A 12,771-nucleotide genomic window follows, 5' to 3' on the forward strand; every position below is an offset into this window, starting at 1 on the left:
CGGGCCATAGGCGCGCGGGCCGTCATAGCGCCGCTCTTCCCGATATTCGCGGCCCAGCGCCCGGCCATGGCCGCGCCCCGGCCCGTCCCAGTCACGCCGGGCTCCGCGTTCCTCGCGCCGCTGCTCTGCTCGTTCCCATCGGCCACGACCCTGCGCGGTCGCAGAGGTCGGCAACGAGCCGGCGACGGTGAGGGCGATAGCGATGGCGATGAGCGGGCGTTTCATGGCGACGGCGGTTTCCGACCTGATCTCCTAAATGGACCGCGCCAACATGCGCCGCGGCGTCTGAACCGGTTCTGAACGCTAATCGCGGTCACTGTGACCGGGTTGCCGGAGCGCTATCGGCAACGCTCAGTTGCGCAATAAGTCTTAAGCGCCGCCTTGCCCGCCTTCTCTTGCGCCCCATCTAAGCGCCTTGCCCGTGCGCGTGAAAGGATTTCCCCCGTGCCGCAGCCGATCGACGTGTGGTTCTGGCCCACCCCTAACGGCCATAAGATCACCATCGCGCTGGAGGAGATGGGGCTCCCCTACGAGCTCAAGCCGGTGAACATCGGTCGCGGCGACCAGTTTAGGCCCGAGTTCCTGGCCATCAGCCCTAATAACCGCATGCCGGCCATCGTCGATCCGGACGGGCCGGGCGGCGCACCGATCTCGATCTTCGAATCCGGGGCCATCCTCCAGTACCTCGGCCGCAAGTCCGGCCGCCTCTACCCGGAGGACGCCCGCGTCCGCGTCGCTGTCGACGAATGGCTGTTCTGGCAGGTCGCCGGCCTCGGGCCGATGAGCGGCCAGGCCAACCACTTCCGCAACTACGCCCCGGCCGTGACCGCCGACCAGCGTCAGATCGCTTATGGGGCGATCCGATATACCAACGAGGTCCATCGCCTGTTCGGCGTCCTCGATCGCCGGCTGGCGGACCGCGAGTTCGTCGCGGGCGACTACTCCATCGCCGACATCGCGATCTGGCCCTGGGTCAAGCCGTGGCGCGGCTTCGGGGTCGACATTGCCGAATTCCCCAACCTTGCGGCCTGGTTCGCCCGGATCGAGACGAGGGAAGCGGTGCAGCGCGCACTGGAAAAGGGCGAGGCGGTCCGCAGCGGCCCCGCGCTCGGGGACAGCGGGGCCGACGCCGAAGCGGCCCGCAGGCTGCTGTTCGGCCAGCGCGCCCGCTGACGGCAACTCCCTTCGAAGATGAAGGGCCGGCAACAACGTCCTTAACCATGTGTTCAGTCGAACCCTGGTCTTCTGCGCTCCAGAAATCCGGATCAGGTCTTTGCGGGCCGTCCGGGATTGAAGGGACAGAGACATGCTGATGAGCATGCAAGCCGAAGGCCTTCCTCTGCCGACCCCGAACGCGACGGGCGACGAGCTCTTCCGTCTGGGCCTGCTCTATTCGACCGGGCAGGGCGGTGCGCCGCTCGACTATGTGTCGGCCCATATGCTGTTCAACCTCGCGGCCATGCGCGGATCGCTCGAGGCCAAGGTCTACCGCAAGGAGTTGTCCGAGGAGATGGCCTCCGACGACGTCGCCGAGGCCCAGCGCCAGGCGCGCGAGTGGCTGGCCCAGGGCTGACCCGCCGCGGTTGAACCGTTGAGGCGATCTGCGGGCGGTGAAAGCGCCGCCCGCTGTTGCCCGTCACCGACGCTTTCGCTATGCAGTGCGTCCGCCCCGCGCGGCCGGGAGACAACCCGACAAATCACTGGTGACGTGGCCGAGTGGCTGAAGGCAACGGTTTGCTAAATCGTCATACTCGAAAGGGTATCGAGGGTTCGAATCCCTCCGTCACCGCCACTTCCTTCTGAAGCGGTTAAAGGCCGACGCGTCTCACCAGGACACTGTCTCAGCCTTCCCCCGGTTTTCCAGAGAGCTCTGTAACCACGCCCGGCTTATCGAGCCGCTCTCGTATCCTATCTTCGTAACCACCAGGCCAGCGGTGAGGGGGGACCCTTGGGATAAACATTAGGTCCGGATGATCGACGCCGTCGCGCAGATAGCGTTCCGCGATTTGAAGGCGTCGAAGACCTTTCGCCAGCGCTTCCGCCATTCTCCTTCGACGAGGAACGGGCCAGAGCAACCCCCACAGCAAAAGCCAGGGCTTTCGATAGCGCGCGAAATCCCAGCAGTCCCCAGCCTTGAAGGACGTGCAGACACCTCCTTCGCCCGTCCAGACGGCGACTGAGACCCAAACGTCGGGCTTGCTGCCATAGCGGAAGTCGAACCCAATGTGCTCGATGCGGTTAGGACCGAGACGTTCGAACTCGAACTGAGAGTACTGGCACCCACCTCGTCGGGTGGGCTTGCATTTCCGAGAAACCCAGCTGAGCGCGAGTGCAGCTGGCACGAGTTGCGCCCGAACTGCTGCCGACATCGCCTTTGGCGACGCGTAGCCCGGAGGGTGTTTCCCTTGTCTCATCCAGGTTTGCGACCGCGCAGCGCATCTTGCACGCCATCCGCAACGTGCCCAATCCCCTGTTGGAGGCCGACCGCAGCGCCACCGGCCAACCGCCCGACGTCGTCGAAACTCCAGTGGTCGTACCTATAGCGCTTCCCCAGCTCCGCCTGCGCTTGGCGTTGGCGGTCTGAGAGCCTGGCCGTTGGACCCAGCTTGGCCTCTACGACCTTGCCGCGAGCCGTCTGATGATCGGCGAAGGTGTGCCCGTCTCCATCTAGTTTGAATTTCTTGCCATGCAATTTTGGCCAATCCCCCGACAGCAGCGTCCGGCCATCGGAAAGCCGCTCGCCGATCTTCCCTTTAGCTTCCTTCGGAAGACCGCTCACCGTCTTTGCTGCCGACTTGGCGACGCCGCCGAACGTCAACGCCGTCATCCCAACTTCTCCAGCGACAGCTGAGATCGGCCTATGCGCGCGATTGAAGTGGTCGATCTGTCGTTCCTGACCATGCAAGCGACCATACCTCTCAGCGAGTGTGCCTGCGCCGCCCCCTCCTGCCAGCGCGTTGACTCCCGCGGATATCTCGTCAGCGAAACCGAAGGTCGCTGTGTCTGCAGCGGCTCGAACCACCGCGTCGGTGATCTCCACCCCCTCCGCAAGCCCGGTCCTCACTTTGGCTCCCAAGGCCCTGAGGTCGGCGGTCGTCGGGGCTGATAGGTTCAATCCGCTCCTCGTCGAACTAGACCAAGCTGTTCGTCCGAGTTCCTCGTCCTGCTGCCGTCTCAGATGCTGCTCTTCCGCACTCAGCCTATGTAGTGGTCGTCTGTCGGTAGCTCCCATGATCCGCCTTCCTGTTGAGGTCAGACCATAACCCAGAAATCGGAGTTATGCGAACAAAAAGAGAACAGCGGCGGCTGAGCTGGGCGCTGGAGAAAATCAGCGCGCGCCAAACAGCCGGGCGAGCAGGCCCCGCTTCCGAGGCGGATCCACCGGGTAGCGGCCGCCCGGATCCTTCATGGCGCTGGCGAGGGGCTGGTCGCCCATCTTCAGCAGATCGCGCCGAACCACCTTGAGTTCGACGAGGTCGACCTCGCTGTCGAAGCTGTTGGGGTTAAAGCCGCAAACTGTGGCTGCAAGCTCCGTCGGGACGTCGAACATGAAATCGACCTCTGGGTCGTCCTCTTGGGCCGCGAGGAGCTTCGCCTTGATGCCAGGCAACACGGACGGCGGTTCTCCCCAAACATCCAGATGTTCCTCGCCGAACTCCGGATCGTGCTGGGCCGACCACAAGAGGCGTCCGTCTGACGCGGCGAACGCACCGCTGACCATCACATGCTCTTCAAGGTAGGCGCCGACGGCCGCGCCGCTCTGGGAAACGGCGGCGATGCGTTCCCGGCTTGCAAAGCCGCAACTGGACGACACCACGAAGAGCCAGCCATCCTGCTCGAAGGCCGCGAACTTCGTCGGCGGCGGGACAGGGACGGCCGGCTCAGGCTCACCGGCGTCCGCCAGGCCCAACCGTTCGAGCATGGCTGCACGGTCGACGCCCTTCGACGCGATCCACGACAGCGAAAATCCCATTGTAAGCCCTCCCTCGGCTCGAACCGTGACTAGAGAGAACCCTGGCGCTCTGCGTTGATCAAGAACAAACACAGAATACGGACTTCTGAACTCGCGCGGCGGCTCTGAGCGGGCGCTTCGAACCCTTGCGCCGCCTGGCGACCGGTCGGGGCCGGCGCGAGACAAGGGCCACCGGGTCCTGCTAGGCGTCAACGCAGTCAAGTCTTCGCAAACCGAGAGCCGATGAGCCGCTACTGGAGCGACCTGACCCGCACCCTGACGCCCTATGTCCCGGGCGAGCAGCCGCGCGTGGCCGACCTGGTCAAGCTCAACACCAACGAGAGCCCCTACGGCCCGTCGCCCCGCGCCGCGGAGGCTGTTCGCGCCGCCGCGTCCGAGGATCTGCGCCTCTACCCCGATCCCCAGTCTCTCGCCTTGCGCGAGGCCCTGGCCCGCCGTCACGGCGTCGGCGTCGACCAGGTGTTCGTCGGCAACGGGTCGGACGAGGTGCTGGCCCACGCCTTCGTGGCGCTGCTGAAGCGCGATGCGCCGCTGCTGTTCCCGGACGTCACCTACAGCTTCTATCCGGTCTACTGCGGCCTGTTCGGCATCACCTTCGAGACCGTGCCGCTGGACGACGCCTTCCGGGTTCGACTGGTCGACTATCGGCGGCCCGCGGGAGGCATCATCCTCGCCAATCCGAACGCCCCGACCGGCGTCGCCCTGTCGCGCGCGGAAATCGCCGCCCTCCTCGCCCAGCACGCCGACATTCCGCTGGTGATCGACGAGGCCTATGTCGACTTCGGCGGCGAAAGCGCCGCGCCGCTGATCGCCGACCACCCGAATCTGCTGGTCGTTCAGACTATGTCGAAGTCCCGGGCCCTGGCGGGCCTGCGGGTCGGTTACGCCTTGGGTGATGCCGGCCTCATCGAAGGGCTGATGCGGGTCAAGGACAGCTTCAACTCCTATCCGCTCGGCCGCCCGGCTCAGGCCGGCGCCATCGCCTCGGTGGAGGACGAGACTTTCTTCCGCCAGTCCTGCCAGGCGGTGGTCGCCGAACGTGGCCGCCTGACCGCCGGGCTCGAGCGGCTGGGCTTCGAGGTTCTGCCTTCCAGCGCCAACTTCGTCTTCGCGCGCCACACGACGGCGGCCGGGGCGGGGCTTGCGGCCGGTCTGCGGGAGCGGGCGGTGCTCGTACGTCGCTTCCAGGCCCCGCGCATCGCCGACCACCTGCGCATCACTGTCGGAACGCCGGCCCAGACCGACCGGCTGCTGGCGGCTCTAGCGGAGATCCTGGGCGCGCGCTGAGCCGGAACCGCCTCCGGCGCCGGCTGTTTATGGGCGGAACCTCTGGAAAGGCGCCGTCATGCGCACGCTCATTCTGTCCACGGCCCTGACCCTGGCGCTCGCGCCGGCCGTCCAGGCTCAGATCATCCGCAATCCGAGCGCACAGGAAGCCGCGCGCGACACCGCCGAGGCGGTCGCTCCGGCGCCCGCCAAGATCACCCCCGACGGCAAGACCGTCACGGTGAACGGCAAGAAGGTGAAGGCCAAGGTCAAGCCGGGCGCCGCGAGCAACCCGATCGAGCCGCCGCAGGCCCTCGACTCCGCCGCCGCCAACGTGCCCGCCCCGAAAAGGGCCGAGCAGTCGACGCGCGGCATGACCGGGGTCGCCAACTAGGCGTCGCGACCTAAGGCCTGCTGCAAGGCCTTCGCGATCGGCAGCTTGCGCACGCGCTTGCCGGTGGCGGCGAACACGGCGTTGGCCAGGGCCGGACCGATCGCCGCCGTCGGCGGCTCGCCCATGCCGCCGGGGTTGGCGGTGCTGGCGATCAGGTGGGTCTCGACGGCCGGCGCTTCCGACATCCGCACGACTCGATAGTCGTGGAAGTTCGACTGCTCGACCCGGCCGTTGGCGATGGTGATCTCACCGTGCAGGGCGCCGGAGATGCCGAAGATCACCCCGCCTTCGATCTGGGCGCGGACGCCCATCGGGTTGATCGCCTGGCCGCAGTCGACGGCGCAGACTACCCGCTTGACGACCGGCAGGCCGTCTTCGCCGATCTCGATCTCGGCCACCGTGCCGAGATAGGTGTTCCAGGCGTTCATCACCGACACGCCCTGGAACCGGCCGCGGGGCAGGGGCTTGCCCCAGCCCGCCTTCTCGGCCGCCAGCCTCAGCACAGCCTTGGCGCGGTCCTCGCGCAGCAGTTCCAGCCGGTAGGCGACCGGATCGGCCTTGGCCGCATGGGCCAGTTCGTCGATGAAGCTCTCGACCACGAAGATGCTGCGCAGCGGGCCGACGCCGCGCCACCAGCTGGTGGTCACCGGGCTTTCGGTACGCGCGTATTCGACCCGGTTGTCGGTCAGGTTGTAGGGCGTCTCGACCGCGCACTCGACGGCGTCGGCGTCGACGCCCTTGAAGTACTGCGGATACAGCCGCGCCATGATCGACGAGCCGGCGATGCGATGCTCCCAGGCGACGGGCCGGCCATTGGCGTCGACGCCGGCGGCGATCTGGTCGACGTAGTACGGGCGGAAGAGGTCATGCTGGATGTCCTCTTCGCGCGACCAGATGACCTTAACCGGGGCCGACACCTGCTTGCCGATCAGGATCGCGCGCTCGACCATGTCCGCCTCGAGCCTCCGGCCGAAGCCGCCGCCCATCAGGAAGTTGTGGACGGTGACCTTCTCCTTGGGCAGGCCCGAGACCTTCACCGCGACTTCCTTGGCATCGTCCGGGACCTGCGAGCCCAGCCACACCTCGCAGGCGTCGGCCCGGACGTGGACGGTGCAGTTGGTCGGCTCCATGGTGGCGTGCGCCAGGTAGGGCTGTTCGTAGTTCGCCTCGATGGTGCGGACGGCGCGTTTCTTGGCGGCCTCGACGTCCCCGGCCTTGCCGGCCTCGGCAGCGCCGGCCTTCTTCGAGGCGGCGACCAGTTCGGCGACGATGTCGGCCTGGTTCAGCTTGGCGTTGGCGCCTTCGTCCCACTGTGCGTCGAGCGCCTCCAGGCCCTTTTTGGCGGCCCAGTAGTTGGTGGCGACCACGGCCACGGCGTCGGGCATCCGGGCGACCTGGCGCACGCCCGGAATGGCCTTGGCGGCCGCTTCGTTCACTTGGCCGAGCTTGCCGCCGATCACCGGGGTGATCGCCACGGCGGCGACCAGCATGCCGGGCAGCTTGACGTCGATGCCGTAGACGGCCGTGCCGTTGACCTTGCCGGGCGAGTCCAGCCGGCGCGCGGGCTTGCCGATCACCTTGTAGGCGGCGGCGTCCTTCAGGACCGGCTTCTCCGGCGGCTTCAGGGCCGATGCGGCGGTGACGAGGGCGCCATAGCCCAGCTCGCGCTTGCTGGCCGCGTGGATGACCTTGCCGGAGCCGGTGGTGCAGGACGCCGCATCGACGCCCCACTGCTTGGCGGCCGCTTCGACCAGCATGGCGCGGGCGCCGGCGCCCGCGTTGCGCACAGGGTTCCAGATCTCGCGCGTCGAGGTCGAGCCGCCGGTGCCTTGCGAGACCTTGCCGAACAGACCGGGCTCGCCGTTCGGGATTTCGACCTTCACCTGCGACAGGTCGACGTCCAGTTCCTCGGCGAGGACCATGGTGATCGAGGTGTAGACCCCTTGGCCCATCTCGGTCTTGGGCAGGATCAAGGTTGTCTCGCCGGTCGGGGCGATGCGGACGAAGGCGTTCGGCGTAAAGGCCGCGGCTTGCGCCTTGGCGCTTTCGAACTGGAAGCCGATCAGCAGGCCGCCGCCGGCGGCGGCGCCGGCCGTCAGGAAGCCGCGGCGGTTGAGGGCGGCCTTGCCGGCCTTCGGACGGTTCAGGGTCTCGGACATCTGCTCCCCCTCAGGCGCTGGCGGCTTTGTGGATCGCGGCGCGGATCCGCGGATAGGTGCCGCAGCGGCAGATGTTGCCGCTCATGGCCTCGTCGATCTGGGCGTCGGTCGGCTTCTTGTTGGCCGTCAGCAGCGCCGTGGCGGCGACGATCTGGCCGCTCTGGCAATAGCCGCACTGGACGACATCGAGGTCGAGCCAGGCGGCCTGGACCTTGCGGCCCACGGCCGTGCTGGCCACCGCCTCGATGGTGGTGATCGCGCCGTTCCCGACCTCGCTGATCGGCGTCACGCACGAGCGGATCGCCTCGCCGTTCAGCATCACCGTGCAAGCGCCGCATTGCGCGACGCCGCAGCCGAACTTGGTGCCGTTCATGCCGAGCAAATCGCGCAGGACCCAGAGAACGGGCATGTCTTCCGGAGCGTCGACCTGATGGGTCTTGCCGTTGACTTTGATTCGATAGGCCATTGACCGAGTTCCATTAGCGCCAGCGGGCGACGTGTGATCACGATTGGTAGAACGCGTGTCGCCCTTCGGCAACCAGGACCGACTCTCAGATACGGTCGCGGAACGCGTACCAAAGCATCCCCAGGACGTGCAGCGGCGCGCGCAGCGCCGCCCCGCCCGGGAAGGCCGGCGGCCGCAGGTCGGCGAGCGCCTGGAACGCCCTGTCATCCCCCAGAATGGCCTGGACCAGCACCTTGCCGGTGTAGGTCGACAGAATCGCCCCCTGACCGGAGTAGCCGTGGGCGAAATGGATCGAGCCGTCGCGGCCGACGTGGGGCATCCGCGTCATGGTGATCGAAACCAACCCGCCCCAGGCATGGTCGATGCGCACGCCCCTCAGTTGCGGGAAGACGCCCTCCACGTAGGGCCGGACGAACGACGCCATGTCGCGCGGCGGGTTCGGGGTGTAGCGCTCGCCGCCGCCGAACAGCAGGCGCCCGTCGGCGGTCATCCGGTAGTAGTTCAGCACGAACCGGGTGTCGGCGACCGCGACGTCGTGGGGGATCAGCTCCCGGGCGTTCGCCAGCGGCTCGGTCGCCACCACATAGTTGGCCACCGGCATGATGTGACCGGCGATCTTCGGCTCCAGCCGGCCCATCAGCGCATCGCCCGCCAGGACGGCATGCCGCGCGAGCACCTGGCCGCCGGCGGTGCGTACCAGAACCCTCGCGCCCTTCTCCAGGGCGATCGCCGTCGACCCCTCGAAGATCTGAACCCCCGCATCCTGCGCCGCCGTCGCAAGCCCCAACGTATAGTTCAGCGGGTGGAAATGGCCGCCCAGGCGGTCGAGGAGGCCGCCTTCATACGGGCTGTCGACCTCGCGCCGGGCCTCTTCCGCCGACAGCAGCTCGGCGTGCGGATAGCCCATCACCGTGTTCAGGCACTCGACCTCTTCGGCGAGGTCGCGCATGTCCGCCGGCTTCACCGCGGCCGACAAGTGCCCGGTCAGCTTCAGGTCGCAGTCGATCCCGTGTCGGGCGATCAGGTCGACCATGAGCGAGCGGGCCTCCAGCGCCAACTCGAACAGCTCGCGGGCCCGCTCGACGCCGAAGGTCTTGACCAGGGTCGGCGCCGACAGCCGCATGCCGGGGATCAGGTGGCCACCGTTGCGGCCCGACGCGCCCCAGCCGATCCGTCCGCCTTCCAGCAGCACCACCGACAGGCCGCGCTCGGCAGCGTGCAGCGCCGCCGACAGGCCGGTCGCGCCGCCGCCGACCACCACCAGGTCGGCCTCGATCGACCCGTCAAGCTTGGGGAACGACGGCGCGGGCCGGGCGGTGGCGGCATAGTACGAGTTGGCCATGGCGAGGCCGTCGTTGAATCCTCTCCGCTGGTCGCTGGCCATGCTTCCACCTCCGCCTTGGCGCGGACCTACGACGGAAGCGGCGGCGGCTTCAAGCCGGCCGCCTAGACCTTCAGCAGCAGGTGATCCCGCTCCCAGGAGCTGATCACGCCTTCGAAGGCGCTGAGCTCGTGGGACTTGATCCGACCGAACGCCTCGACGAACGCGGGGCCAAGCAGCTCGGCGGCCGGCGCGCATGCCAGGAACCGCTCGAGCGCCTCGTCGAGTGTCCGGGGCAGGGTGCGCGGATAGCGATAGGCGTTGCCCTGCACCAGCGGCGTCGGCTCCAGCTTGTCGCGCAGGCCGATGTAGCCGCAGATCAGCGATGCGGCGACGGCCAGATAGGGGTTGGAATCCGCCCCTGGCAGGCGGTTCTCGATCCTCTTGTTGGCCGGATCGCTGATCGGCACGCGCAGGCCGCAGGAGCGGTTGTCGTAGCCCCATTGCAGGTTGATCGGCGCCGAATGGCCGGGCCGCATCCGCCGGAACGAGTTCACGTTCGGGGCGAACAACGGCGCGACGTCCGGCAGCAGGGTCTGCAGGCCGCCAACGAAGTGACGGCAGGCGTCGGTCAGCTCGCCGTCCTTGGTCGCGAACAGGTTCTGGCCGGTCGCGATGTCGGCGGCCGAGATGTGCAGGTGCATCGCGCTGCCCGGCTGGCCCTCCATCGGCTTGGCCATGAAGGTCGCGTAGACGCCGCGCGCCAGCGCCACCTGGCGGACGATCCGCTTGAAGACCATTACCTGGTCGCACAGGTGGATGGGCTCGCCGTGGTTGAAGTTGATCTCCAGCTGGGCGGTGCCGGACTCGTGGATCATGGTGTCGAGGTGCAGCGAGGCCGTCTCGGCGCTCTCGTAGATGTCCTCAATGATGTCCTCGAACTCGGTCACCGCCTCCAGGCCGTAGGGCTGCGGCGCGGTCTCGGAGCGGCCGGAGCGGCCGAGCGGCGGGATCAGCGGCAGGTCGGGGTCGCTGTTGACCTGCGTCAGGTAGAACTCCAGCTCCGGCGCGATGGTCAGTCGCCAGCCGATGTCCTCATAGAGCTTCAGCACCCGGCGCAGGACGTGCCGCGGCGCGATCTCCCAGGGCTCGCCCGCATGGTCGTAGGCGTCGGCGAACACAAAAGCGGTCGGCGTCTTGAAGCCAGGCGCCACGCACAGCGAGCTGATATCCGGCCGCAAGATGATGTCTGGGTCCCCGAAACTTTCCTCCGAATCCCCGTCCGCATAGTCGCCGGTCACGGTCAGGGTGAAGACGCTGCTCGGCAGCCGCAGCGATCCGGTCTCCGCCGACTGCAGGAATTTCTGCGCCGGCCACACCTTGCCGCGCAGCACCCCGTTCATGTCGGGCACGAGGCATTCGACCTCGCTGACGCCCTTGTCGCGAATCCACTTCCTGAACGCGTCGCTCATATGTCCTCCGGTGCGGCCAGCCGCCCCGGCTGCGGCCGACGCGGGACGCACCTGGAGGCGTCGGCGGCGTCGGCTCCGGCGCCCGCGGTCATGGCCAGCGGGTGCGGTTGCGGGCCGGAGGATGGTCGGCCCGGGGGCGTGACCGCGTAGGGTCACCCGCCTTTCGTGCCGCAATTCCAGCGCGAACTCAACGGGGCCGCACCGCTTGGCGAACAGGCTTGGCCGTGCGCTAGATCACCGCTGATTCCGGCGCAGGGAGGCGGGCCGAGGCAGTCGTGGTCTTCAGTTCGGTCGCCTTCATCTTCTATTTCCTGCCGGTGTTCCTGGTCGGCTACTACGCCTCCGGCTGGCGCGCCGGCGCGCTGCTGGTCGGCAGCGCCGCCTTCTACGTGTGGGGGGAGGGGCCCTACATCGCCCTGTTGGCCGGCCTGATCGCTCTCAACTACGCTGGCTCGCTGATGATCGCCGGCGCGCGCAGCGATCGGCTCCGGCTCGCCTGGCTGATCGCCCTGGTGGTCGCCGATTTCGCCGTGCTCGGCTGGTTCAAGTACGCCGGCTTCGTCGCCGGCAGCCTCAACCAGGTCCTGCCTGGCGACCCGCTGCCGGCTATCGAGACCACCCTGCCACTGGGGATTTCCTTCTTCACGTTCCAGCTGGTCAGCTATGTCGTCGACGTCCGCCGCGGGACGGTGCAGGTCGAGCGCGATCCGATCCGCTTCGCCGCCTACATCTTGATGTTCCCGCACCTGATCGCCGGCCCCATCGTCCGCTACGCCGATATCCGGGACGAGATGCACGCCGACCGCCGCAAGGCCGGGCACATCGGCCTTGGCGTCCAGTATTTCATCGTCGGCCTGGCCATGAAGGTGCTGGTCGCCAACACCGTCGCCGGCCTGGCCGACCACGCCTTCGGCCTGAACGGCGAGAGCCTTACCGCCACCACGGCCTGGCTGGGCGCCTGGGCCTATGCCCTGCAGATCTACTTCGATTTCTGCGGCTACTCCTACATGGCGATCGGCCTGGCCTTCATGCTCGGCTTCACCTTCCCGAAGAACTTCGACTACCCCTACATCGCTCAGTCCGTGACGGAGTTCTGGCGGCGGTGGCACATCAGCCTGTCGTCCTGGTTCCGCGACTACGTCTACATCCCGCTCGGCGGCAATCGCGGGGGCACGGTCAAGACGGTCCGCAACCTGCTGATCGTCTTCTTCCTTACCGGCCTTTGGCATGGCGCCGCCTGGCAGTTCATCGTCTGGGGGCTGTTCCACGGCGCCTTCCTGATGCTGGAGCGCTTCGGGCTCGGCGCCCTGCTGGCCCGCGCGCCGCGCGTCGTGCGTCACGCCTACCTGCTGCTCGTGGTCACCGTCGGCTGGGTGTTCTTCCGGGCCGAGAATCTCCGCGCCGCGCTGGGCTACCTGAAGGCGATGTTCGACCCGTCGGGCTTTGCCGCGCCCGATCTGCCGCTGACCCTACTGCTGAACGCCCAGACGCTGACCGCCCTGGTCGCCGGGACCGCCTTCGCCGCGCCGCTGCTGCCCTGGCTGATGACGCGCTTGCGTGCCCCGCGCGCCGATGCGCCCTCGCCGGTGCTGGCGTCCCGCCTCGACACCCGGGCCGTCCACGCCCTGCCGGTGGTGCTGCTGGCGGCTGGCTTCGTCGTGTCGATCGCCGTCCTCGTGGGCTCCAGCCTCAACCCCTTCCTCTATTTCAGGTTCTGAGC

General features: G+C 67.7%; 12 protein-coding genes and 1 tRNA gene. 6 read left to right on the forward strand and 7 right to left on the reverse strand.

The annotated features are described in order from the left end of the window. A partial coding sequence (locus ACILRF_RS00600) for a hypothetical protein (RefSeq protein WP_395670318.1) occupies window positions 1–225 on the reverse strand: 225 nt, incomplete at its 3' end. Between the two features lie 219 nt (window positions 226–444). Between ACILRF_RS00600 and ACILRF_RS00605 the strand changes: the two genes are divergently transcribed. The 3 genes from ACILRF_RS00605 to ACILRF_RS00615 all read left to right on the forward strand — a co-directional run bounded on the left by ACILRF_RS00605 (window position 445) and on the right by ACILRF_RS00615 (window position 1,792). Then, entirely contained in the window at window positions 445–1,173 is a 729-nt protein-coding gene (locus tag ACILRF_RS00605) for a glutathione S-transferase N-terminal domain-containing protein (protein ID WP_395670319.1), read from the forward strand. Between the two features lie 133 nt (window positions 1,174–1,306). After that, window positions 1,307–1,573: a sel1 repeat family protein gene (locus ACILRF_RS00610; RefSeq protein ID WP_395670320.1), complete on the forward strand. Its 267-nt coding sequence runs from the start codon at window positions 1,307–1,309 to the stop codon at window positions 1,571–1,573. A gap of 129 nt (window positions 1,574–1,702) precedes the next feature. Continuing rightward, window positions 1,703–1,792 (forward strand) — tRNA-Ser (locus ACILRF_RS00615). Window positions 1,793–2,410: 618 nt separating this feature from the next. Here ACILRF_RS00615 and ACILRF_RS00620 read toward each other — a convergent pair. Both ACILRF_RS00620 and ACILRF_RS00625 read right to left on the reverse strand, forming a co-directional pair. After that, window positions 2,411–2,827, reverse strand: coding sequence for a hypothetical protein (locus tag ACILRF_RS00620; protein WP_395670321.1), 417 nt, complete (start codon window positions 2,825–2,827; stop codon window positions 2,411–2,413). 501 nt (window positions 2,828–3,328) lie between these two features. Continuing rightward, the gene (locus ACILRF_RS00625) at window positions 3,329–3,973 is read right to left on the reverse strand and encodes a hypothetical protein (RefSeq protein WP_395670322.1); all 645 of its coding nucleotides are present in this window, start codon (window positions 3,971–3,973) and stop codon (window positions 3,329–3,331) included. Between the two features lie 222 nt (window positions 3,974–4,195). On the opposite strand from ACILRF_RS00625, the gene hisC reads away from it, so the two are divergent. Continuing rightward, the gene (hisC, locus tag ACILRF_RS00630; RefSeq protein WP_395670323.1) at window positions 4,196–5,260 is read left to right on the forward strand and encodes a histidinol-phosphate transaminase; all 1,065 of its coding nucleotides are present in this window, start codon (window positions 4,196–4,198) and stop codon (window positions 5,258–5,260) included. A 58-nt stretch (window positions 5,261–5,318) separates the two neighbouring features. Next, window positions 5,319–5,633: a hypothetical protein gene (locus tag ACILRF_RS00635; protein WP_395670324.1), complete on the forward strand. Its 315-nt coding sequence runs from the start codon at window positions 5,319–5,321 to the stop codon at window positions 5,631–5,633. Here ACILRF_RS00635 and ACILRF_RS00640 read toward each other — a convergent pair. The 4 genes from ACILRF_RS00640 to ACILRF_RS00655 form a co-directional block, all read right to left on the reverse strand. Continuing rightward, window positions 5,630–7,792 (reverse strand): molybdopterin cofactor-binding domain-containing protein, encoded by a 2,163-nt coding sequence (locus tag ACILRF_RS00640; RefSeq protein WP_395670325.1) that lies wholly within the window; start codon window positions 7,790–7,792, stop codon window positions 5,630–5,632. The genes ACILRF_RS00635 and ACILRF_RS00640 overlap by 4 nt on opposite strands. Window positions 7,793–7,802: 10 nt before the next feature. Further along, a complete protein-coding gene (locus tag ACILRF_RS00645; RefSeq protein WP_395670326.1) occupies window positions 7,803–8,258 on the reverse strand; it encodes a (2Fe-2S)-binding protein in 456 nt (151 codons plus the stop codon). A gap of 85 nt (window positions 8,259–8,343) precedes the next feature. After that, entirely contained in the window at window positions 8,344–9,642 is a 1,299-nt protein-coding gene (locus tag ACILRF_RS00650; RefSeq protein WP_395670327.1) for an NAD(P)/FAD-dependent oxidoreductase, read from the reverse strand. A gap of 62 nt (window positions 9,643–9,704) precedes the next feature. Continuing rightward, the gene (locus tag ACILRF_RS00655) at window positions 9,705–11,051 is read right to left on the reverse strand and encodes a glutamine synthetase family protein (RefSeq protein ID WP_395670328.1); all 1,347 of its coding nucleotides are present in this window, start codon (window positions 11,049–11,051) and stop codon (window positions 9,705–9,707) included. A 275-nt stretch (window positions 11,052–11,326) separates the two neighbouring features. Between ACILRF_RS00655 and ACILRF_RS00660 the strand changes: the two genes are divergently transcribed. Then, on the forward strand, window positions 11,327–12,769 hold the full coding sequence (locus tag ACILRF_RS00660) for an MBOAT family O-acyltransferase (RefSeq protein ID WP_395670329.1): 1,443 nt from the start codon (window positions 11,327–11,329) through the stop codon (window positions 12,767–12,769). Window positions 12,770–12,771: the final 2 nt, after the last annotated feature.

This window comes from Phenylobacterium sp. (genome assembly GCF_044236515.1).
Lineage (GTDB): Bacteria > Pseudomonadota > Alphaproteobacteria > Caulobacterales > Caulobacteraceae > Phenylobacterium.